Raw genomic sequence first — 22328 nt, 5'->3', positions numbered from 1 at the left:
TGGGTCAGGCAACGGCGACGACGTCGAGGATGCGCTGGACCACACGGTCCTGGTCGATCCCCGCCGCCTCGGCCTCGAACGACAGGATGATGCGGTGGCGCAGCACGTCGAACAGCACGGCCTGGATGTCTTCGGGGCTGACGAAGTCCCGCCCGGCCAGCCAGGCGTGGGCACGCGCGCAGCGGTCCAGCGAGATGGAACCGCGTGGGCTGGCGCCGTAGGCGATCCAGTCGGCCAGCTCGGTGTCGAACTTGGCCGGGGTGCGGGTGGCCATCACCAGTTGCACCAGGTATTCCTCCACCGCGTCGGCCATGTACAGGCCGAGGATTTCCTTGCGCGCAGCAAAGATGGCCTGCTGGCTGACCCGGCGCTCGGGCTTGGTTTCGCCGCCCAGCGCTTCGCCACGTGCTTGCGCCAGGATGCGCCGCTCCACGGCTGCGTCGGGGAAGCCGATTTTAACGTGCATCAGGAAGCGGTCGAGCTGGGCTTCGGGCAGGGGGTAGGTACCTTCCTGCTCGATCGGGTTCTGCGTGGCCATGACCAGGAACAGCGGCGACAGGTCGTAGGTGCTGCGGCCCACGCTGACCTGGCGCTCCGCCATGGCTTCGAGCAGTGCCGACTGCACCTTGGCCGGGGCGCGGTTGATTTCGTCGGCCAGTACCAGGTTGTGGAAGATCGGCCCCTGCTGGAACACGAAGCTGCCGGTTTCCGGGCGGTAGATTTCGGTACCGGTGATGTCGGCCGGGAGCAGGTCTGGGGTGAACTGGATGCGATGGAACTGCGCCTCGATGCCTTCGGCCAGTTCTTTGATGGCCTTGGTCTTGGCCAGGCCCGGGGCACCTTCGACCAGCATGTGGCCGTCGGCCAGCAGCACGATCAACAGCCGTTCGACCAGTTTCTCCTGGCCTAGGATCTGGGTAGAAAGAAAGGTGCGCAGCGCGGTCAGCGCTTCACGGTGTTCCATCAGTGACGGTTCCTGGTATGGGGCCGCAGGCGGGGCTGAAGGCAGCTGCCCTGGCAAGGGGTGATACTTTAATCCATCCGGGGGGGTGGCGACCAATGGCGGCTGGGAAATTTATCCAGCCCTGGGCCTTGTATATACAGAAATGTCCTGCAAGTGGCTGGCCAAAGGCCGATGTTCTGCGGCGGGGTCCTGGCGCCTGCTTGTGCTTCTGACGCAAGCAGGAGCACAACGATGGAACTGAACAGCTGCAGTAATGAAGCCGCTGCGCCGCTCACTTTGAGGTTCGGCGTGTTTTTCGACGGCACGGGTAACAACCAGCACAATGCGATATCGGCGGATGCGAACGGCGACAAAGGCGCCAGTTATGCCAACGCCTTGAGCAATGTGGCCCTGTTGCATGCGCTGTACCCGGCGCAGGCGGCCGATACGGGCGGGGCCATGGCGTTTCTGAAATGTTATGTGGAGGGGGTGGGTACCCGAGCCGGTGAGGCGGATGGCACCTATGCCTCGGCCACCGGGCGTGGCCACACGGGGGCGCAAGCGCGGGTTACCGAAGCCTTGGCGGGGCTTGCCGGGCAACTGCGCGATTGGCGCCGGGCGCATCCGCAGGCCATGCTGGCGCAGGTCGAGTTCGACCTGTTCGGCTTCAGCCGCGGTGCGGCGGCAGTGCGTCATCTGGCAAATCTGCTGCACGACGACGGCGCCAGGCTGCTGGCAGTACCGTGCAGTATCACGATCAATTTCATCGGCCTGTTCGACACCGTGGCTGCGATCATTGCGCCGTTGCAGGGCGATTTCGACCCTGCCGACGACCGCCATGGCGGCTTGCGGCTGGGCCTGGGTAGCGGCATTGCCCGTCATGTGGTGCAACTGGTGGCGGGGGATGAGCAGCGGCACAACTTCCCATTGGTGAGCAGCGGTCACGACATCGTGTTGCCGGGTGTGCATTCGAATATTGGTGGTGGTTACCCGAGCAGTACGCAGGAGCGGGTACTGCTGTGCAAACCGCAGTCACAGCGTGTGATGCGGCGCGTCTGCGCTGAACAGACCCGCGCATATGCCAAGGTAAGTGCGTTGTTGGCGTCGGCATTTGGCGGCTTGGGCGCGCGGGTGATTACCTGGGAAGAAGCGATTGCCGGTGGGCGGCCAGAGGAGGCGCAAAAGCAGGTGTATGCGGCGGTGTACCGGGAGCGGGAGGTGGCGGGGCAGCTTTCGCGGGTGTACCTGAGTGTCATGCGTGAGCTGGCGGTGCGTGCGGGGGTGCCGTTTGAGCCGTTGGGTGGGCAGGCTGAGCATGGGGTGCCGGCTGATTTGCTGGAGATCAGCCGCAAGTTGCATGCGTTTGCCCTGGGCGAATGTGAACAGCCTGGCCTGACCGGGGATGAGCAGCGGTTGTTGCGTGACAGGTATGTGCACACCTCGGCGAACTGGAATGCGCTGAAGGGGTTGCGCAACAGTGTGCTGGATATGTTGTTCATCAACCGGCCAGCGGCAGGCGGTCGGGTGGTGCATCCGAACCCGGTAGCTTTATCAACCTGAACCGGCCTCATCGCCGGCAAGCCGGCTTCCACACGGATCGCGCCGCACTCAAGAGGTGTGGAGTCCTGTGGGAGCTGGCTTGCCGGCGAAAGGGCTGCAAAGCAGCCCTAGGGTCTAAGCCAGCTGGCGACGCTTACTGGCTAAATATGCCTCCTGCGCCAGGGTCAGCAGCACGGTCAGCAGCATGAACACCACCGAAGCGATGAAGATGCCTTCGGGCAGGCGCTGATCGAGCATCCAGCCGAATGCAATGGGCCCGAGAGCGCCGCCGATGTTGAAGCCGGTCGAGACCAGCCCGAAGGTTTTACCCTCGGCACCACGGGGTGCCGCCGCCTTGACCAGCATGTCCCGCGACGGCGCGATGACCCCGGTCAGCAAGCCGATGGCCCCCAGTACCGCTACCAATGCCCAGTCCCGCACCAGCCCCAGCGCCACCAGCGTCGTCAGCGCCGCCGCCAGGGCAAAGGCCATGGCCGCCACCAGGCCATGGCGGCGGGTGCGGTCAGCCAGGGCTCCGCCGCACAAAACGCCCACTGCACTGCTGAGCAGAAACGCCGTGAGCGCCGTGTTGGCCCAGGCCAGGGTCAGGCCTTGGCCCTGGACCAGGGCGGCCACGGAGAACTTCTCGATGGCACTGGTGCTCAGGTTCAGCAGGATGAACAACACCGTCAACACACCGATCATCGGCGTGAGCAAGCGCACGCGGCCAGGCGCAGCACCAAGGCCAGCGTCACTTTTGTTGCCATGCCCGCAAACCTGATAAATGCCGCTGCGTGGCACAGAGATCAGCAGCAGCGCGGCAATACCTACCACCGCACCTGCTGCCAGGGCGGCCTGGGTACCGAACACGGCGGCGATGCCGAGAAATACCGCTGGCGTTACCGCCGAACCGAGGAAACCGGCGAACGTATGGATCGAGAACGATCGCCCCAGGCGGCCTGCCTCAATGCCGTTGACCAGCAACGCGTAGTCGGCAGGGTGGTAGACGCCATTGGCCAGCCCGGCCAAGGCCATCGCTACCAGCAATACCGCATAGCCGGGGCTGACCGCCAGCATCAGGAAACTGAGACTGCCCAGCAGCAACCCGGCCTTGAGCACCTTGCGCGCACCGTAGTGGTCGACGGCAAAGCCCAACGGTGCCTGCACCAAGGCAGAGACGATGTTGAACACCGCCAGGGCCACGCCAAGCTCGACGAACCCCACACCCAGCAGGCCGGGGAGGACGGGCAGCAATGCCGGGATCAGCATGATGTGCACATGGCTGACAAAGTGCACGGCAGCAATTTGGGTAAGAAGCTTGGGGCCAGCTTGGGGCATGTCGATACCTGTCGAACGGCGTGGATACAGGGCGCAGGGTAGGTTGGTTGTAAGCTGTCTATCGGGATGAACGGCTGGCGCGTGGCAGGCGCCCGTTCAGCACGGCATACGCCAGCAGGCCAATGACCAGTCCCCAGAAGGCCCCGCCAATGCCGAACAGGCTGATGTTGGCCGCCGCCGCCAGGAAGGTGATCAGTGACGCTTCGCGCGAGCTGGCATCCGCCATCGCGCCGGCCAGGCTGGCACCGATGGTGCCCAGCAGGGCAAGGCCGGCCAGAGTCGTGATAAAGGTACCTGGCAGCGCCATGAACACACTGGCCAGGGTGACCCCGAACACCCCCACGCCGATGTAGCAGACACCGGCAGCAATCCCCGCCACCCAGCGCTTGCCCGGGTCTTCATGGGCTTCCTTGCCGGTGCAGATGGCCGCCGTGATAGCGGCGATGTTGAAGGCGTGGGAACCGAATGGCGCCATCAGCAATGAGCCCAGGCCCGTGACCGCGACGATCGGGTTGGCGCTGGTCTTGAAACCGTCGTTGCGCAGCACCAGCATGCCTGGCATGTACTGGCCGGTGAGTGTGATCAGGAACAATGGCAGGGCCACGCTGAGGGCGGCGTTGAGGGTGAAGGTGGGCGCGGTGAACACTGGTGAGGCGAATTCCAGCTGCAATGCCGTCAGGCCTGCTTGCCCCTGCAGCAGCAGGTAGCCCAGGCCCAGGAGCAGAATGCCAACCACGGCATAACGGGCGGTGAAGCGTTTGAATGCCACATAGGCCGCAATCAGCAGCCCGGCCAGGACGGGGTCGAGCGACAGGCTGGCAAAGGCGCCGATACCGAACTGCAGCAGGATGCCCGCCAGCAGCCCGGCGGCAATGCCGCCAGGGACCACCCGCACCAGGCGCTCGAAGCACCCGCTCAGCCCCAGCACCACGAAGCCCGCGGCCGACAGCAGGTAGGCACCGATGGCTTCGCTGTAGGGCACGCTGGCCAGGGCGGTGACCAGGAAAGCTGCGGCTGGCGTGGACCATGCCGTGATTATCGGCTCGCGGCTGTACCAGGACAGCAACAGGCCGCTGAGGCCGACGCCGATCGACACGGCCCAGACCCATGATGACGTCAGCTCTGGACTCAGCCCGGCCACCTTGGCCGCCTGGAACACCAGGATGAAGGTGCCGCCATAGTTGACGATGACCGAAACGAGCCCGGCTATCACGGGGTGAAGGAGGTCTGTAGGCCGAAACGGGGTTGAAGAGCTATGTGCAGGCGCGTCCATGGTTGCCTCTGGTGAAGGTCGGGTGCAGCAGGGGCCCGGCTGCGAGGTGCCGCCGGGCAGGTTTCAAGGTCAGTTGGCCAGTTCGGTCAGCAGGCTTTTCAGGTAGTTGCTGCCTTGCGCATCCAGCGGCTGCAGGGGAAGGCGCGGCGCGCCGACATCCTGGCCGAGCATTTTCAGGCCGGCCTTGATGGTGGTGGGCAGGCCACGGCGGGTGATGTATTCCAGCAGCTCGAACTGGCGGTAGAACAGCGCGCGCGCTTGGGCCAGGTCGCCTTGCTGCACGGCGTCCCACAGCGCCAGGTTCAGGGCTGGTATCAGGTTGGGTGCGGCGGTGCACCAGCCCGTGGCGCCAGCCACCAGGGCTTCCAGGGTGAGCGGGTTGCAACCGTTATAGAAGGCCACCCGGCCGTCGGTGGCCTTGAACAGGCGGTGCATGCGCTGAATGTCACCGGTGCTTTCCTTGACCATGGTCACATTGGGCACTTCGCCGAGGATGCGCAGGATCAGCTCCACCGACAGGTCGGTGCCGCTGGTGCCCGGGTTGTTGTAGAGCATGATCGGAATGTCGATGGCCGCGCCGACGGCCTTGTAGTGGGCAACCACTTCGGCTTCGGTGAGCTTCCAGTAGGAAATGGGCAGCACCATCACTGCTGTGGCACCGCAGGCCTGGGCGAGGCGGGCACGCTGCACGGTACGGGCGGTTGTCAGGTCGGATACGCTGACCACGCTGGGTACGCGGCCGGCAATGCGTGCCTGGCTGAAGCGCACCACGGTTTCCCATTCGCTGTCGGACAGGTAGGCCCCTTCGCCGGTGCTGCCCAGCGGTGCGATGGCGTGCACGCCGTCTGCGATGAGGCTGTCGATGGACGTGCCCAGGGCATCAAGGTCGAGCGTGCCCTCAGCCGTGAAGGGAGTGATGGTGTAGCCGATAACGCCGCGAATTACAGGTGTAGACATGACCAGGCACCTTTGCCGTTGTTGAGGAAAGAGTACAGCTTCGATCAGCCCAGGCAGTCGCCATGGGCACGCAAGGCACGGCGTGCGTAGTAGCTGAACGCGGCGCCATGACGTTTGGGGGTGGAGATCCAGTCGTGGGCTTCTTTGCCCAGTGCCTCAGGGATGGGGCGGATGTCACCGGCGCCCATGGCCAGCAATTGCATCTTTGCTGCGCGCTCGAACAGCAGGGCGAGCACGCAGGCTTCCTCGATCGAGCCACCGGCAATCAGCAGGCCGTGGTGGGAGAGCAGGATTGCACGCTTGTCGCCAATCGCCTTCGCGATGATTTCACCTTCCTCGTTGCCCACCGGTACGCCTGGCCATTCCTTGAGGAATGCGCAGTCGTCGAACAGCGGGCAAAGATCCATGTGCGAGATGGCCAACGGCACCTCAAGCATCGACAGGGCGGCGCTGTGCAGCGGGTGGGTGTGGATGATGCAGTTGACGTCGGGGCGGGCCCGGTACAGCCAGCTATGGAAGCGATTGGCCGGGTTGGCCATGCCGCGGCCTTGAAGGACGGTGAGGTCTTCGTCCACCACCAGCAGGTTGGAGGCAGCGATTTCGTCGAAGCCCAGGCCCAGTTGCTGGGTGTAATAGGTGCCAGGTTCCTGCGCACGAGCGGTGATCTGCCCGGCCAGGCCGGAGTCGTGGCCGCCATCGAACAGGATGCGGCAGGTGAGGGCAAGCTTTTGTCGGGCGGTGTAGGTGTTGTCGGCCAGGGCCGTCAGCATCTGCTGCTGGGCCAGCTTGACCAACTGGTCCTTGGGGATGTGCATGGTGGTCGTCATGGGCGGTACCTGCATGGGAAAGGGCGGGCGCTGGCTGTTCGTCGTGATGGCGTCGCCAGGACACATGGCGATCTTAATGACACTTTGTGTCATTCGCAAGCATTGTGTCATTCAAAAAGGGGGGCTGGCTGGCAACCCTCTGAAAGCTAGCGCGATCAAGGTGGGAGCAACTGTCTTGCTTAACTTCTAAAAGCTGGCGCGATCCCTGTGGGAGCGGGCTTGCCCCGCGAACACGGGCGAAGCCCGTGCCATTCACTGCGCGGGTTGCAGGCTTATGCAGTACCTCATGCGCCTATGCAAAGGTCGTCCCGCCTGGTTGCCATATCCCTTTGCGGGTACTGTCGAAACGCCTCTGAAATGGCGGTGATCAGCTGCTCATCCCTGATCGGGTGCAATCCTGGAAAACGCTTGCCATTACAGTCACCGTCACGGGTAAGCACGGCCTCAACGCTGGCGTCGTTTTCCCGATAAACCTGTCTGATCGCCTGGGCTTCCTGGTCCTTGCTGTCTTCGCAGCGCAACGCATGGTGAATGGCCAAGGCCGCGCCAAACGTCAGTGCCGGGGTTTCGATACCGTGTTTGCGTGCAAGGTCGATGCTGCTGAGGATCCGTTCGTTACGCTGAAGCTTGCGCAACGGGTCGCGCCCCACCCGGGCACAAGGGTCTTTGAACGAGGTTGCACAGCGCTCAAGGAACGTATCGGCAAAACGGCTGACCACTTCGGCCATGTGTGGGTACTCCGCCACCAGTGCGGGCCCGACTTCCTGGCGAATCAGGCGTTCGGCCAGTTCGCTGACACGCGCGTCGCCCATACCCTGGCCCACCGAATCATGGCCCAGCAGGCTTGCGTACCAGGCAACAACGGCATGTGGGCCGTTCCACAGGCGGTTCTTGATGACCTGGATCTGGGTGATGTCAGGCACCGTCTTCACCTGGCGCAGGCGCTCGAGCAGCTCGCTGCCGTGCTCTACATACAGCGGCATGTCGGGTTCGCTGTTGAACAGGATCAGGTGCAACTGGCTCATCGCGCTGCTCGGCTGGGCGAAAGGCCTGAAGCGCCCGATCAGTCGTTCGTACTCAGGCACTGGCGTGGATGCCTTTGTGGCGACTGCCGGTTCGTCTTCCAGGCTGTTCTGGAACATCTGCGACTTGATGCGCAGTTGCCGTACCAGTGCGTCATTGCTGAGCTTGGAGACGATGCGGCTGACCACCGTTTCGGCGAAATGGGTCTTTTCCAGCACTTGCTCGCCAATGGCCGGCGGGCACAGCAATGCCAGCTCCGCTTGCACATGGCGGCGCACGAACGCGGCGCCGCCTACCTTGTTTAGCACGATCAGCAGCGTCAGCTCACGGCCACGTCGTTCGAAACGTTGCAGCAGCCCCTTGGCGATCACCTTCGCCTGGTTGCGGATGGCCTGCTCGGGCAGGCTCAGGCCGACAATTTCGGCAGTGGTGTACATGCCGATCACGGCGTCGTCATCGTCCAGGTCGATCATGCGTACATTGTCGATGGTCTGGTCGAACGAAGTGGCGCCGTAGCGCACGCTGTAACGGCCGAAGGCATTGACGCTTTCGCGCAGCATGCGCGAGCGGGTCGCGGCGATGATTTCACGGGGCCGGGTGTAGCCGTCCCAATGGGAAAATACCTGTGTCAGGTACCCACCGCCGATGGCGCCGAAGCCATGAATGCCCACGCTGAACTGGTTCAACGAAGCCGGGAACGGCTCGCTCAACGCTGGCATGCCCAAGTCAGGTACGCACTCGCTCAGGTCGGCGAGAAACTCATGCATGCTGCGGTAGGCTTTGAGTGCGCCTGCCTTGATCTGGGCAGCGGGCGGCTTGATGTCTTCGATCAGGATCGCCTGGCCTTCGGCGCGGATGGCCGACAGCATGCCGTTCTCTGAATCCTCGACCATGAAGCACTGATCGGGTTCGCAATTGAGCGCGCGGGCGGCTTTCAGGAAAATTTCGGGGTGGGGTTTGCCCTGGCTGACTTCATCGCCACAGACAGTGATGTCGAAATACTTCAGCACATTGGCATTGATCAGGTATTCCTCGGCAATGGCACGGCGGCTGGAGGTGGCCACTGCCATGGTCAACCCCGACTTGCGCAGGCGTTCGAGTACCTCCAGCAGGCCGGCCTTTTTGGGTACGCCGTGATTGCGCACATATTCGAGCTCAAGTTCATCCGCGCGTTTGCGAATCTCGGCGTACGGGAAGTTTTCACCGTTATGCGCCTTGGCCAAGGCTTCGGCCTTGGTCGCGCTCAAACCCAGCGAGCCGATCAATGTGTCCTCGCTCAGCGCTTTGCCGAAGATTTCCACAGAGGCTTGCTTCAGTGTCTTGAAGCGCAAGCGTTCGGTGTCGAAGAGGGTGCCATCCATATCGAAGATGGCGCTGAAAATGCGTTTACCGTGAAAGAAAAGCATTGGGTATTGCCCCTTGTTGTTGCGTCATACATCCCGCCTGTAACAGGCGAATACGGTGTGTGAGCTGCAGCGATGGCAGTCAGGTAGGGGGCACACGGTCGACAGGGGGGCGCTCAGGGGTGACGCAGAGGTAAGGCGGGGCGGAGCGGGGGGTGCAGAGCAGGTTTGTAACCTTTGAGGCGAGGCGGGCAACTGGTTTGGCCTTGAGGTCACGCCCACTGGCTGCAGTCGGTTTTGCAGGCAGTGGGCGCAAGTAGCGATGGATACGTGTGATTCCAAGCATAAGGTGCTTTGCTTCCTTTTTCGTCATGGGTCATCCTTTTTCAGCCTTGCACGTATGCGCGCCGCCATGCAAGGCTTGGGCTTCCGTTACAAGGTGAAGCGCAATGACCCAAGCTACCGATCAGGCCTTTTATGACCGCGCCGATGCGCACATCGACCTGGCCAACCAGCAGATTGAAAAATTCGAAGACCTGGGCAAGGTAAGTGCCTCGCTGACCTTTGGCGCCACGCGTTTCAGCGCCTGGATGAGCGCCCGCAGCTTCAAGTCGGGCGCGGAACTTGCGGCAGCCCGGGAGGAGATTCTGAAGTACTTCTGCGAGCAGTACCGGATGATGCTCGAAGATAATCTGGATGAGCACATCGAGCATTTCGACCGCATTGTGCTAGGCAAGGACGCCTGACCTCACCTGCCTGCGCAGCCGCGACTCAACGGTTGGGCCACTGCTGCAGCAGGATCGAAACGAACTTCTCCGCCGCAGGCGACAATGACGCACCGCGCCGGTACACCAGCCCCAGGGTGCGTGTGACCTGCGGCTCGATCAACGGCACGCTCACCAGCGTCGGGTGATCAGCGTTGGGCATGGCCAGGCTGGGCATGGCCGACACGCCCAGCCCGGCCTCGACCATGCCCAGCGACGTCGACAGGTGCTGCACTTCGTAGAACCATTTGGGCCGCAGGTTGAGCCCGGACAACGCATGGTCCAGCAGCATGCGGTTGCCACTCAGGCGGCCGACGCCGATCAGGCGGTAATCAGCCAGCTCTGTCCAGGTAACGGATGCGCGCTCTGCCAGTGGGTGGTCGCGCCTGCACGCCAGTACAAAATGCTCTTGCACCAGTGAGACAAACTCGATGTCCGGGTGCTGGCCGCTCATCATGTTGATGCCGAAGTCGGCCTCGCCGCGCAGCACTGCTTCGAGCCCGTCGTTGGCGCTAAGGTCCAGCAGGCGAATGCGGATTTTAGGGTACTGCTCGTTGTAATCGCGGATCACCGACGGCAGGAAGTAGAACGCTGCGGTGGGAATGCAGGCGAGGGTAACCTGGCCGGTCTGGCGCTCGGCCAGCTCGCGAATGCTGAGGATCGAGTCTTCAAAATCATCCAGCAGGCGCCTGGCCTTGGGCAGGAAGTCGCGGCCCACGCTGGTCAGGCTGACCCGGCGAGTGGTGCGTTCCAGCAGCGAGGTGCCCAGGCCTTCCTCGAGCTTCTTGATCCGCCGGCTTAGCGCTGGTTGGGACAGGTGAAGCGCTTCGGCGGCCTCGTGGAAGCTGCCGAGTTCGGCGATTTTCACGAAAGATCTGATGTCTTGCAGCTCATATTCCATAAGAAAACCCGCTACTGTCGCCGTGCTTGATTAATGTTTGAATCGCAATAATGGCTACGATATTTGCATTGGATTGATTTATCCATGCCTGTCACTCTTTTGCTCACAGCATCAATGATGTCCATTGATCAACAAGAGTGCGAAATCATGCAACGAATTCCTTGCGTACTCATGCGCGGTGGTACCTCCAAAGGGCCGTTCTTCCACGCTTGGGACCTGCCTGCCAATGTGGTCGAGCGCGACGAGTTGCTGATCAACCTGATGGGCTCTGGCCATGAGCTGGAAATCGACGGCATCGGTGGCGGCAGCCCGCAGACCAGCAAGGTGGCGATCATCAGCCCGTCTTTGCACGCCGACGCCGACGTCGACTACCTGTTCGTGCAGGTGATGGTTGCACAGCGGCGGGTCGATACTGCCCCCAACTGCGGCAACATGCTGTGTGCCGTTGGCCCGTTCGCCATTGAACAGGGGTTGGTCAAAGGCAAGGAAGGCAAGACCCTGGTCCGTATTCGCAACCTGAACACCGGTACCTTCGTCAATTCGCTGGTAGAAACCCCAGGCGGCATCGTGCGCTACGAAGGCCGAACCGCAATCGACGGCGTGCCAGGCACGGCGGCCCCGGTGCACCTGACTTTCCTTGATGCAGTCGGCAGCAAGACCGGCAAGCTGTTCCCCACCGGTCAGGCCAAGGATTTGATCGATGGTGTACCGGTGACCTGCATCGACATGGCCATGCCGATGATGGTGGTAGAGGCCAGCCAGCTGGGTGTCACCGGCTCGGAAACCCCGGCCCAGCTGGACGCCAACAGCGAACTGTTGCAACGCCTTGAAGCATTGCGGTTGAAGGCCGGCAAGGCCATGGGCCTGGGCGACGTCAGTGGCATGGTCATTCCCAAACCAGTGCTGGTATCCAGGCCTTGCTACGACGGCACGCTGCAGGTTCGCTATTTCATGCCGCACAACTGCCATCGCGCCTTGGCTATCACTGGCGCAGTGGGGCTGGCGACTGCCTGCGTCAGCCCCGGCACGGTGATTGCCGACCTGCTGGGCGAAGGCGCGCAGCAGCTGACCGAGGTCCGACTCGAGCACCCCAGTGGCGGCATCGATATCGCCCTGACGCGCAGCGGTGCCGATGGCCAGACGATCCAGGCCTCGGTCGTACGAACCGCCCGGCGGCTCTTCTCAGGCTTCGTCTACGCCCCTACATTCCGCAGGTTGGCCGGGTAGCACCAGGCGTCGATCAAGCCCCGCACATTCTTAGCAAGCGCATCCGCACAATTTCAACAATGGTGATGCCCCATGAAACTCGCCAAATCGCTGTACTTCCAGATCCTCTGCGCCGTCCTGCTGGGCGTGGTGGTCGGCCACTTCTGGGCGCAACAGGCCGTGGCCCTCAAGCCGCTGGGTGATGCGTTCATCAAGCTGATCAAGATGATGATTGCGCCGGTGGTGTTCTGCACCATCGTCACCGGCATCGCCGGCATGACCGACAAGCGCTCGCTGGGGCGGCTGATGAGCAAGACCCTGCTGTTGTTCCTGGGCCTGACGGTGGTCAGCCTGGTGATCGGACTGGCGGCGGTCTACCTGTTCAAGCCGGGGAGTGGCATGAACATCGACCCTGCCACCCTCAGTACTGCAGGCCTGAGCCAGTACACCGCCTCGGCCGCCAAGCTGAGCGTGGTGGACTTCTTCATGCACATCATCCCGGACACCTTCGTCGGTGCCTTCAACAAGGGAGAGGTCTTGCCGGTGCTGTTCATCGCCGTGCTCAGCGGTTTCGCGCTGTCGTCGATGGGCGAAAAGGGCAAGCCGGTACTGGATGTGCTGGAATCGGCGTCGACCATGGTGTTCCGCATCTTCGGTTACCTGATGCGCTTTGCCCCGATCGGCGCTTTCGGCGCACTGGCATTCACCGTAGGCCAGTACGGCATTACCTCCCTCGGCTCGCTGGCCAAGCTGGTGGGGACGTTGTATATCGCCTGTGCGTTCTTCGTTCTGGTGGTGCTCGGTGGCATCTGCCGGGCCCATGGCTTCAGCCTGTGGAAGCTGCTGCGTTATTTCCGTGAGGAGTTTCTGGTGGTGCTTGGCACCTCGTCCACCGAACCTGTGCTGCCGCGCATGCTTGAAAAGCTCGAGAAGCTTGGATGCAAGAAAGGCGTGGTCGGCCTGGTGCTGCCCACCGGCTATTCTTTCAACCTTGACGGTACTGCCATCTACCTGTCGTTGGCAGCCGTGTTCATCGCACAAGCCTGCAACATCGACCTGAGCCTGGGCCAGGTGGTGACCATGCTGGCGATCATGCTGTTGTCTTCCAAGGGCGCGGCAGGTGTCACCGGCAGCGGTTTTGTGGCCTTGGCCTCGACCCTTACCGTTATCCATGACATTCCCCTGGCCGGCCTGGCCCTGCTGATCGGCGTCGATCGCTTCATGTCGGAAGCCCGTGCGCTGACGAGTCTTGCCAGCAACGCAGTGGCTACGGTGGTGGTTTCGCTGTCGGAAAATGCCTGTGACCGCCAGACGCTTCACAGCCGCCTGAACGGCGAGCCGGTGGCCAGCCCCGTGGTTGAATCCGCCGACTGGGTCGCCGAACCGCGCCGCCACGGCTGAACACCCACTCCTTCACCCTTTTGACAAGGCCCCCACCAGGCGCTGCCGGGTGGGGTAGGGGGCCGTCTGCGCTGCAGGTGGCCACATAGACAATAAAAACAAGAGAACAAACCATGCTCGCACTCTTGGGCCTGATCATGGTGGTGACTTTCACCTACCTGATCATGAGTAAACGCCTGTCCCCGATCGTTGCACTGACCGTCGTTCCGATTGTTTTCGCCCTGGTTGGCGGCTTCGCGCCAGACCTGGGCAAGATGATGCTCGATGGGCTGAAAATGGTCGCACCGTCTGCCGCGCTGCTGTTGTTTGCCATCTTGTTCTTCGGCTTGATGATCGACGCTGGCCTGTTCGACCCGCTGATCCGCAAGATCCTCAAACGGGTAAACGGCGACCCGGTCAAGATCGCCATCGGCACGGCCTTGCTGTCGCTGCTGGTGGCGCTGGACGGTGACGGCACCACGACCTACATGATTACCTGCGCCGCCATGTTGCCGCTGTACAAGCGGATCGGCATGAACCCGATGATCCTGGCCACCGTGTCGATGCTGTCGTTGAGCATCATGAGCGGCATGAGCCCTTGGGGCGGCCCCGCCACCCGCGCCATTGCCGCGCTCGGTCTGGATGCGACCGAATACTTCATTCCGATGTTGCCCACCGTCATCGGCGGCGCATTGTGGGTGGTGTTCACCGCTTACCTGCTTGGTCGCACCGAGCGCCGGCGTATCGGCAATATTGCGCTGGAGTCGGGAGGGGGTAACTGCTACATCAAGGAAATCCTCGGGGACAGCCCGCACAAGCGCCCGCGCCTTGCCTATGTGAACCTGGTGCTGGTGATCGCCGTGATGACCGCGCTGGTGCTGGGGCTGATGCACGCGGCCATCCTGTTCATGATCGGTTTTGTCGCCGCACTGATGATCAACTACCCGCAGCTGGACCTGCAGAAAGAGCGCATCCTCGCCCATTCGGGCAACGCCATGACCGTGGTGCTGCTGGTGTTCGCCGCAGGCATATTCGCCGGTATTTTCTCGGGTACCAAGATGGTCGATGCGTTGGCCCAGACCCTGGTGGACTGGATTCCGGAAGCCTGGAGCCACTGGTTCCCGCTGGTGGTGGCGCTGACCAGCATGCCGCTTACCTTTGTGCTGTCCAACGACGCGTACTACTTCGGCGTTGTGCCGATCCTGGCAAACGCCGCGGCCGCGTACGGCATCGACCCGGTGGAAATTGCCCGCGCTTCGGTGCTAGGCCAGCCTGTGCACCTGATGAGCCCGTTGGTGGCTTCCACGTTGTTGCTGGTGGGCATGGTCGACCGTGATATCGGTGACTTCCAGAAAGCCACCGTGAAATGGGCCGTGCTCACCTCGTTGGTGATCACAGCGCTGGCGCTGCTCACGGGCGCCTTGTCCTTCTTCGTCTAAGCATTACCGGGCGTTGCCAGGCGCCCGGGCTCCCGCTCACTCAGAAAACAACAATAGAGTACCGATCATGTCCCGAGCTGTGTTCCGTGGGGCCACCTGTGGCCTGCTTTGCGGCTGGCTGCCTGTTGCCGGCGCTTCCGGTTTTGTCGACGACAGCAAGCTCAAGCTGCAGTTGCGCAATGTGTATTTCAACGAGAATTTCCGTGACGAGCACGGTATGAGCGCCCGCGCGGCCGCCACCGCCAAAAGCGAACGGGTGGAGTGGGCTCAAGGTTTTCTGCTCGACTACCAGTCTGGCTTTACCCAAGGTACGGTGGGCGTGGGGCTCGATGCACTGGGGCTGCTAGGCTTGCGCCTCGATTCCGGTCGTGGGCGCAGCGGCACGGGTTTGTTGCCGGTGCACGACGATGGCCGCGCAGCGCAGGAGCTTGCCAGTGCCGGGGCCACGGCCAAGGCACGCCTGGGCCAGACCGTGGTCAGGTACGGCACCTTGCTGCCAAAGACACCGGTGCTGGTTTACAACGATGCGCGGCTGCTGCCGCAGACCTACCAGGGCACTCAGCTGACCAGCACGGATATCGACGGGCTGACCCTGACGGCCGGGCACCTCGACCGCTTCAAGCAGCGTGACTCGTCTGACAGCACCGGTATCTATCTGGACGGATATGGGGGCGGCAAATCGGGTGACTTCAGCTTTGCAGGTGCCGATTATGCAGTGACCAAACAACTGCGCCTGAGTGTCTACCATGGCCAGCTGGCAAACTTCTATCGCCAGGATTTTGCCGGGCTGGTCCATGACCTGCCGTTGGCCGGCGGGGTACTGACCACCGACCTGCGCTACTTCAAAAGCCGCGACAGCGGGGCGGCCTACGGCGGCGGCATCGACAACCACATGTTCAGCGGCCAGGTGGCGTACGCGCATTCCGGTCATTCTGTGGGTGCCGGTTACCAGGTGCTCGATGGCGAAGCCGGCTTGCCGTACATCAGCGGTGCGACCGTGTATTCGTTCAGCAACGTCGGCATCGGCAAATTCATCGAGGAGGAAGAGAAAACCTGGATGGCCAGCTACGCCTACAACTTCGCTGCGGCCGGGGTGCCGGGGCTGACCTTCATGACGCGGTACCTGAGTGGGGACAATGGCCGTTCAGCTGGCGAGGGCATCAAGGAGTGGGAGCGTGACGCCGAGATTGCCTACGTGGTGCAGGGCGGACCGCTGAAAGGGCTGGGCGTGAAGCTGCGAAACTATGTGTATCGATCAGATTTCGCCCGCGGCCGAGACAGCAATCGCCTGTACCTGACCTACGATATTGCCATCTGGTGATGGCACAGGCCGGACGATATCTCCGGCCCTGAGCCGCCTGAGGCGCCGTGGTTCAGCGGCGCAGCAGGCGAGAAACCACCAGTGTGACGGCGGCGGTGATGGCCAGTGCGGCGAAGGGCTTTTCCTTGACGAACGAAGACACCGTATCCAGGGTGTCGCCGTAGGTCTTGGTCACCTGGCCTGCGGCCTGACGCGCATCGCCTTCGGCTTCCAGCGCCGGGTCTTCGACCAGACGGCCTACAGCGCTTTGTGCCTTGCCTGCGAGGTTCTCTGCAACACCTTCGATCTGTTCACGTTTCATGATGGCTTTGTTCCTTCCTGTGATCGGCTTTGGGTTAACAGCACAGGGTTAGGGCGGTGAAGGACCGCAATGGTTCCAAGCAACTGCTTGCCACCTGCAGGCCACGCGCTGTTGCGAAGGGTTGCACATGGCTCGAGAGCGCGAGGTTAGCGGGCCTTCTTCTCCAGAATCCGTGCCCCGGTACCTTCCTTGCCCAGCACATCCTCGGGGTTGCGCAGCGGGCAGTCTTCCAGCGACAGGCAACCGCAACCAATGCAGTTGTCGAGGCTGTCGCGCAGCGCCTCCAGCGTGCGGATGCGGGCGTTGAGGTCTTCGCGCCAGGCGGTGGACATCTCACCCCATTGCGCCGCCGTAAGCTTGCTGTTGGGCGCATAGCGGCTGAACGCCTGCCTGATTTCCTCCAGCGGAATACCCGTGCGCTGCGCCACCTTGATGATCGCCAGTGTACGCAGCACCAGTGAGGGAAAGCGGCGCTGGTTGCCAGCCGTGCGCACGCTGGCGATCAGCCCCTTGGTCTCGTAGAAGTGCAGCGCAGACACCGCCACGCCGCTGCGCCTGGCCACTTCACCCACAGTGAGCATCCGCGTGTTGTCCGCTGCCATGCCTGTTGACCTCAAGTTAAGTTGAGCTCTTATAGTCCTGCCCGATCTTCCCCGCAACCGCTTTCCCTGTGATCGGAGCTGTGCATGAACAAACGGACGTTACTGGCCTGGGCTGGCGCTGTAGCCGGTGTGCTGGCTGCTTGCTATGCGTTAGTGGGTAGCGGTTCGGCGCCACCCGCCGCGGCGGCGTGGCCGGCGACCAAGGTGGCGCTGGCCACGGCCGAGCAGGTGCCACTGGCGCGGCAGCACTTTGCTTCGGGGGAGCTGGAGGCGGTCAACCAGGTGCAGGTAGCGGCCGAGACGGCGGGGCGCATTACCCGCATTGCCTTCGAGTCGGGGCAGGCGGTAACCGCCGGGCAGTTGCTGGTGCAGTTGAACGACGCGCCGGAGCAGGCCCAGCGGGTGCAGTTGCGGGCGAAATTGCGTAACGCTAACGTGGTGCTGCAGCGCAGCCGCAAGCTGCGGGCGATGAATGCCGTGTCGCAAGAGTTGCTGGACAACGCCGCCACCGCCGTGGACGTGGCCAGCGGGGAGCTGCAGCATGTCGAAGCGCTGATCGCGCAGAAGGCCATTCGCGCACCGTTTACCGGCAAGCTGGGCATTCGGCGGGTGCATCAGGGCCAATACCTGGGCGCCGGCGAGGCCATCGTCAGCCTGGCCGACATCAGCCAGTTGCATGTGAATTTTGCCTTGGGCGAGCAGGCCGCCCCCGAAGTGCACGTCGGGCAAGTGCTGGCACTGACGCTGGACGCCGTACCCGGGCAAGGCTTCCAGGCCCGGGTGGTGGCGGTCGATCCGGTGGTCAGCAAGGCGCGCCTGGTGCAGGTGCAGGCAGCCTTGCCGAACCCGGACGGGCAGCTACAGCCGGGCATGTACGCTGGCGTGCGCCTGGATGCAGTGCAGCCTTCGACTGTATTGGCGGTGCCGGAAACCGCGATCACCTACGCCGCCTATGGCCAGACAGTATTCGTTGCCACTCAGGACGCGGCGCATGGTACCCGGGTCAGCAGGGTGCGGGTAACCACGGGTGAGCGCTGGCAGGGGCGGGTGGAGGTTACCTCCGGCCTGGCGCCCGGTGACCGGGTGGTGGTGTCTGGCCAGTTGAAGCTGAGCGACGGCATGTCGGTCGAGCCGGTGGCGCAGGACAGCTTGCAGGCCAACCTCGGAGGCCGGCAGCGGTGAAATTTACCGATCTCTTCGTGCGCCGCCCGGTGCTGGCGCTGGTGGTCAGCAGCCTGATCATCCTGATGGGGCTGTTTGCCATGGGCAAGTTGCCGATCCGTCAGTACCCGTTGCTGGCAAGCTCGACCATTACCATCAGCACCGAGTACCCCGGCGCTTCTGCCGAGCTGATGCAGGGCTTCGTGACCCAGCCGATTACCCAGGCGGTGTCGTCGGTCGAGGGCATCGACTACCTGTCCTCGTCGTCGCAGCAGGGGCGCAGCCTGATCACCTTGCGCATGGTGCTCAACCGCGACTCGACCCAGGCGCTGGCCGAGACCATGGCCAAGGTCAACCAGGTGCGCTATCGCCTGCCGGAAAAGGCGTACGACCCGGTGGTGGAGCTGTCGGCAGGCGACTCCACCGCCGTGGCCTATGTGGGTTTTTCCAGCGACAGCCTTTCGATCCCGGAGCTGAGCGATTACCTGTCGCGGGTGGTGGAGCCGCAGTTCTCAGGCATCGACGGCGTGGCCAACGTGCAGTCGTTCGGTGGGCAACGCCTGGCCATGCGCCTGTGGCTGGACAGCGAGCAGATGGCCGGGCGCGGGGTGACGGCAGCGGACGTGGCGCAGGCGGTGCGGGCCAACAACTACCAAGCGACGCCGGGCCAGGTGCGTGGGCAGTACGTGCTGGCCGATATCCAGGTGGACACCGACCTGACCCGGGTCGAGGACTTCCGTGAGCTGATCATCCGCAACGATGGCACCGACCTGGTGCGCCTGCGCGATGTCGGCACCGTCGAGCTCAGTGCGGCGGCCACCCAGACCAGCGCTACCATGGACGGCAAGCCTGCCGTGCACCTGGGGCTGTTCCCCACGCCGGCCGGCAACCCCCTGGTGATTGTCGAGGGCATTCGCCAGCTGCTGCCGCAAATCCAGCAGACCCTGCCGCCTGGGGTGAAGGTGGCGCTGGCCTATGAGACTGCGCGCTTCATCGATGCTTCGATCCATGAGGTGTTGCGCACCCTGGTGGAGGCGATGCTGATCGTGGTGCTGGTGATCTGGTTGTGCCTGGGTTCGTTGCGCAGTGTGCTGATCGCGGTGGTGGCCATTCCGCTGTCGATGCTCGGTGCCGCGGGCCTGATGCTGATGTTCGGCTTCAGTCTCAATCTGCTGACCTTGCTGGCGATGGTGCTGGCCATCGGTCTGGTGGTGGACGATGCCATCGTGGTGGTGGAGAACGTGCACCGGCATATCGAAGAGGGCAAGTCGCCGGTTGCTGCGGCATTGGCCGGGGCGCGGGAAATCGCCGGGCCGGTCATTGCCATGACCCTGACCTTGGCGGCGGTGTATGCGCCGATCGGGCTGATGGGCGGGCTGACCGGCACGCTGTTCCGCGAATTCGCCCTGACCTTGGCGGGGGCGGTGATCGTGTCCGGCATTGTGGCGCTGACCTTGTCGCCGGTGATGAGCTCGTTGCTGTTGCAACCCGGGCAGCAGCATGGCGCGATGGCCAACATGGCCGATCGGTTGTTTGCTGCGTTGACCGGGGCCTATGGACAAGTGCTGGCCTACTCCCTGGCGCATCGCTGGATCAGCGCTGGTGTGGCGCTGCTGGTGTGCCTGAGCCTGCCCTGGCTTTACCTGCTGCCCCAACGCGAGCTGGCGCCACCCGAGGATCAGGCCGCGGTGCTGACCGCCATCAAGTCGCCGCAGCATGCCAGCCTCGAATATGCGGAACGCTTTGCGCTGAAGCTCGACCAGGTGATGAAGTCCATCGCCGAAACCACCGACACCTGGATCATCAACGGCACCGACGGCCCGGCCGCCAGTTTCGGGGGCATCAACCTCAGCGCCTGGCAGGCGCGCGAGCGGTCCGCGGCACAGGTGCAGGCACAGCTGCAGCAGGCCGTGGCGGATATCGAAGGCAGCAGCATCTTCGCCTTCCAGGTCGCTTCGCTGCCGGGCTCCAGTGGTGGCCTGCCGGTGCAGATGGTGCTGCGCAGCGCCCAGGATTACCCCGAGCTGTACCAGACCATGGAAGTGCTCAAGCAACGCGCCCGCGACAGCGGCCTGTTTGCCGTGGTGGACAGCGACCTCGACTACAACAACCCGGTGGTCAAGGTGCGTGTCGACCGGGCCAAGGCGGCCAGCCTGGGCATCAGCATGCAGGCCATTGGCGAGTCGCTGGGGGTGCTGGTGGGCGAGCAATACCTCAACCGCTTTGCCCTGTTCGGGCGCGCCTATGATGTGATCCCGCAGAGTATCCAGGACCAGCGCCTGACGCCTGCGGCGCTGAACCGCCAGTATGTGCGCGCCGAAGAGGGCAGCCTGGTGCCGCTGGCCACGGTGGTGCACCTGGATCTCGAAGTGGCGCCCAACCGCCTGTTGCAGTTCGACCAGCAGAACGCCAGTACCCTGCAGGCAATCCCGGCCCCGGGTGTGTCGATGGGCAACGCCGTGGCCTTTCTCGAACAGCTCACCGCCGAGTTGCCACCGGGCTTCAGCCACGACTGGCAATCGGAATCGCGCCAGTATGTGCAGGAAGGCTTTGCCTTGATGTGGGCGTTTCTTGCTGCCCTGGTGGTGATCTACCTGGTGCTGGCGGCGCAGTACGAAAGCCTGGTTGACCCACTGATCATCCTGGTGACTGTGCCGCTGTCGATCTGCGGTGCGCTGCTGCCGCTGGCGCTGGGCTGGGCCACGCTGAACATTTACACGCAGATTGGCCTGGTGACGCTGATCGGCCTGATCAGCAAGCACGGCATCCTGATGGTGGAGTTCGCCAACGAGATCCAGGTGCGCGACAACCTCGACCGTGCTGCCGCCATTGTCCGTGCCGCGCAGATACGTTTGCGGCCGGTGCTGATGACCACCGCAGCGATGACCTTTGGCGTGCTGCCGCTGCTGTTTGCCAGCGGCGCCGGGGCCAACAGCCGCTTCGGGCTGGGGGTGGTGATTGTGTGCGGGATGCTGGTGGGCACCTTGTTTACCTTGTTCGTGCTGCCGACCCTCTATGCCTGGCTGGCGCGCGATCACCGGGTGACCACGGTGCGGGGGCAGCAGTTGCTGGAGGCCGATCGGGTGTTGGGCATGTGAAGTGAGGGAACAGGAATATCGGGGCCGCATAGCGGCCCCGGTTGCACGATCAGGACGGTGAGCGAACCCGGCGCATCTGGGTCACCAGGGTGAAGCGGTCATCCGGGTGCACGGTTTCGGAAACCGCCATCAAATCACCGTTTTCCTCGCGGTACTGGCGGATGATTTTCAGCCCCGGTGAACCCGCCTCGGCCTTCAGTGCTTTGGCCAGCTCTGCCGTCAGCAACACTGCCCGTACCTGCTGGTCGACCACCGCGATTGACCGGCCAACGTGCTGCTCGATCAGCCCTGCAATCAGCTGGTCGGGGTGCTCGCGGGCCCGCTCGATGACCTCGGCATAGTCGCGCTGTGCGTACACATCGATCCAGCACAGCGGTGCGGCATTGTGCAGGCGGTCGACGCGGATGCTCGACACGCAAAAGTAGTGCTCCCCCGGTACCAGCCCCAGCCGCGCCGCCTCGCTCAGGTCGGCGACGAAATGGCGCACGTCCTGGATTTCCCGCTGCTGGGTTTCGGCCAGGTGGGCCAGGTCGGCCACGCTGGCCAACGACTGCGAATAGCCGCCGCGCGGGCTGCTGGCCTCTACCCGGGTGCCTACGCGCTTGCGCCGCGACACCAGCCCCTGGTCGAGCAGCTGGTTGATCGCGGCGCGCACCGTGTGCCGGCTCACATCGTAAAGGTCGCACAGCTCGAACTCGGTCGGCAGCAGGCTGCCCACCGGGTAGCGGCCGTTGGCGATGCCTTCCATCAAGTCCTTTGCCACGGTGGAGTAGCGCGTCGGGTTCATACCTCTGGTCTGTCTCGTAAATTTCATCGGTTGGCAGTGTAACAGCGGCAGGGATATGTTCGGCACCGCCGAAATGTGTGCGGTGCTGGGCCGCGCGCCGGGTGCGGCACTCTAAACGCATGCTC

At 63.3% G+C, this 22328-nt stretch carries 19 protein-coding genes; 9 read left to right on the top strand and 10 right to left on the bottom strand.

Translation table 11 applies throughout. The features are described from left to right. Positions 1 to 4: 4 nt before the first annotated feature. On the bottom strand, positions 5 to 964 hold the full coding sequence (locus J3A71_RS21320; protein WP_016485555.1) for a MoxR family ATPase: 960 nt from the start codon (positions 962 to 964) through the stop codon (positions 5 to 7). A gap of 231 nt (positions 965 to 1195) precedes the next feature. On the opposite strand from J3A71_RS21320, the gene J3A71_RS21315 reads away from it, so the two are divergent. Then, complete coding sequence (locus J3A71_RS21315) at positions 1196 to 2503, top strand: DUF2235 domain-containing protein (protein ID WP_096425783.1); 1308 nt, start codon at positions 1196 to 1198, stop codon at positions 2501 to 2503. 114 nt (positions 2504 to 2617) lie between these two features. Here J3A71_RS21315 and J3A71_RS21310 read toward each other — a convergent pair whose 3' ends face one another. The 4 genes from J3A71_RS21310 to J3A71_RS21295 all read right to left on the bottom strand — a co-directional run bounded on the left by J3A71_RS21310 (position 2618) and on the right by J3A71_RS21295 (position 6877). Next, positions 2618 to 3820 carry an MFS transporter gene (locus J3A71_RS21310; RefSeq protein ID WP_096425784.1) on the bottom strand — a complete coding sequence of 401 codons (1203 nt, stop codon included), beginning with the start codon at positions 3818 to 3820 and terminating at the stop codon, positions 2618 to 2620. Between the two features lie 58 nt (positions 3821 to 3878). Then, positions 3879 to 5093: a benzoate/H(+) symporter BenE family transporter gene (locus J3A71_RS21305; protein ID WP_096425785.1), complete on the bottom strand. Its 1215-nt coding sequence runs from the start codon at positions 5091 to 5093 to the stop codon at positions 3879 to 3881. Positions 5094 to 5162: 69 nt separating this feature from the next. Then, entirely contained in the window at positions 5163 to 6050 is an 888-nt protein-coding gene (locus tag J3A71_RS21300; protein WP_016485559.1) for a dihydrodipicolinate synthase family protein, read from the bottom strand. Between the two features lie 44 nt (positions 6051 to 6094). Continuing rightward, complete coding sequence (locus J3A71_RS21295) at positions 6095 to 6877, bottom strand: aldolase (protein ID WP_016485560.1); 783 nt, start codon at positions 6875 to 6877, stop codon at positions 6095 to 6097. Here J3A71_RS21295 and J3A71_RS21290 point away from each other — a divergent pair. After that, a complete protein-coding gene (locus J3A71_RS21290) occupies positions 6876 to 7067 on the top strand; it encodes a hypothetical protein (protein ID WP_096425786.1) in 192 nt (63 codons plus the stop codon). The genes J3A71_RS21295 and J3A71_RS21290 overlap by 2 nt on opposite strands. A 94-nt stretch (positions 7068 to 7161) precedes the next feature. Here the strand turns inward: J3A71_RS21290 and J3A71_RS21285 are convergent, their stop codons facing one another. Further along, positions 7162 to 9306 (bottom strand): HAD family hydrolase, encoded by a 2145-nt coding sequence (locus tag J3A71_RS21285; protein WP_209953220.1) that lies wholly within the window; start codon positions 9304 to 9306, stop codon positions 7162 to 7164. A 386-nt stretch (positions 9307 to 9692) separates the two neighbouring features. On the opposite strand from J3A71_RS21285, the gene J3A71_RS21280 reads away from it, so the two are divergent. Then, a complete protein-coding gene (locus tag J3A71_RS21280; RefSeq protein ID WP_016485563.1) occupies positions 9693 to 9989 on the top strand; it encodes a DUF3144 domain-containing protein in 297 nt (98 codons plus the stop codon). Between the two features lie 25 nt (positions 9990 to 10014). On the opposite strand, the gene J3A71_RS21275 is transcribed toward J3A71_RS21280, so the two are convergent. Further along, positions 10015 to 10908: a LysR family transcriptional regulator gene (locus J3A71_RS21275; protein WP_016485564.1), complete on the bottom strand. Its 894-nt coding sequence runs from the start codon at positions 10906 to 10908 to the stop codon at positions 10015 to 10017. A 147-nt stretch (positions 10909 to 11055) separates the two neighbouring features. Between J3A71_RS21275 and J3A71_RS21270 the strand changes: the two genes are divergently transcribed. The 4 genes from J3A71_RS21270 to J3A71_RS21255 all read left to right on the top strand — a co-directional run bounded on the left by J3A71_RS21270 (position 11056) and on the right by J3A71_RS21255 (position 16254). Further along, on the top strand, positions 11056 to 12135 hold the full coding sequence (locus J3A71_RS21270) for a 4-oxalomesaconate tautomerase (protein WP_082422048.1): 1080 nt from the start codon (positions 11056 to 11058) through the stop codon (positions 12133 to 12135). A gap of 72 nt (positions 12136 to 12207) precedes the next feature. Continuing rightward, positions 12208 to 13515: a dicarboxylate/amino acid:cation symporter gene (locus tag J3A71_RS21265; RefSeq protein WP_016485566.1), complete on the top strand. Its 1308-nt coding sequence runs from the start codon at positions 12208 to 12210 to the stop codon at positions 13513 to 13515. 113 nt (positions 13516 to 13628) lie between these two features. Beyond that, a complete protein-coding gene (locus tag J3A71_RS21260; protein WP_016485567.1) occupies positions 13629 to 14933 on the top strand; it encodes a citrate:proton symporter in 1305 nt (434 codons plus the stop codon). Positions 14934 to 15000: 67 nt separating this feature from the next. After that, on the top strand, positions 15001 to 16254 hold the full coding sequence (locus tag J3A71_RS21255; RefSeq protein WP_016485568.1) for an OprD family porin: 1254 nt from the start codon (positions 15001 to 15003) through the stop codon (positions 16252 to 16254). Positions 16255 to 16306: 52 nt separating this feature from the next. On the opposite strand, the gene J3A71_RS21250 is transcribed toward J3A71_RS21255, so the two are convergent. Continuing rightward, positions 16307 to 16555: a CsbD family protein gene (locus tag J3A71_RS21250; RefSeq protein WP_016485569.1), complete on the bottom strand. Its 249-nt coding sequence runs from the start codon at positions 16553 to 16555 to the stop codon at positions 16307 to 16309. A gap of 146 nt (positions 16556 to 16701) precedes the next feature. Further along, complete coding sequence (soxR, locus tag J3A71_RS21245) at positions 16702 to 17157, bottom strand: redox-sensitive transcriptional activator SoxR (protein ID WP_023049466.1); 456 nt, start codon at positions 17155 to 17157, stop codon at positions 16702 to 16704. 84 nt (positions 17158 to 17241) lie between these two features. Between soxR and J3A71_RS21240 the strand changes: the two genes are divergently transcribed. Together J3A71_RS21240 and J3A71_RS21235 are read left to right on the top strand one after the other, a co-directional pair. Next, a complete protein-coding gene (locus J3A71_RS21240) occupies positions 17242 to 18339 on the top strand; it encodes an efflux RND transporter periplasmic adaptor subunit (protein WP_060519062.1) in 1098 nt (365 codons plus the stop codon). Beyond that, positions 18336 to 21416, top strand: coding sequence for a MexW/MexI family multidrug efflux RND transporter permease subunit (locus J3A71_RS21235; RefSeq protein ID WP_060519059.1), 3081 nt, complete (start codon positions 18336 to 18338; stop codon positions 21414 to 21416). The genes J3A71_RS21240 and J3A71_RS21235 overlap by 4 nt, the downstream gene beginning before the upstream one ends. A gap of 49 nt (positions 21417 to 21465) precedes the next feature. Here J3A71_RS21235 and J3A71_RS21230 read toward each other — a convergent pair whose 3' ends face one another. Further along, positions 21466 to 22203, bottom strand: coding sequence for a GntR family transcriptional regulator (locus tag J3A71_RS21230; protein ID WP_060519057.1), 738 nt, complete (start codon positions 22201 to 22203; stop codon positions 21466 to 21468). Between the last annotated feature and the right edge of the window lie 125 nt (positions 22204 to 22328).

The sequence above is a fragment of the Pseudomonas sp. PvP089 genome, assembly GCF_017875165.1.
In the GTDB taxonomy this organism is placed as follows: Bacteria; Pseudomonadota; Gammaproteobacteria; order Pseudomonadales; family Pseudomonadaceae; genus Aquipseudomonas; species Aquipseudomonas fortuita.
This window is presented reverse-complemented; position numbering and strand designations above follow the sequence as displayed.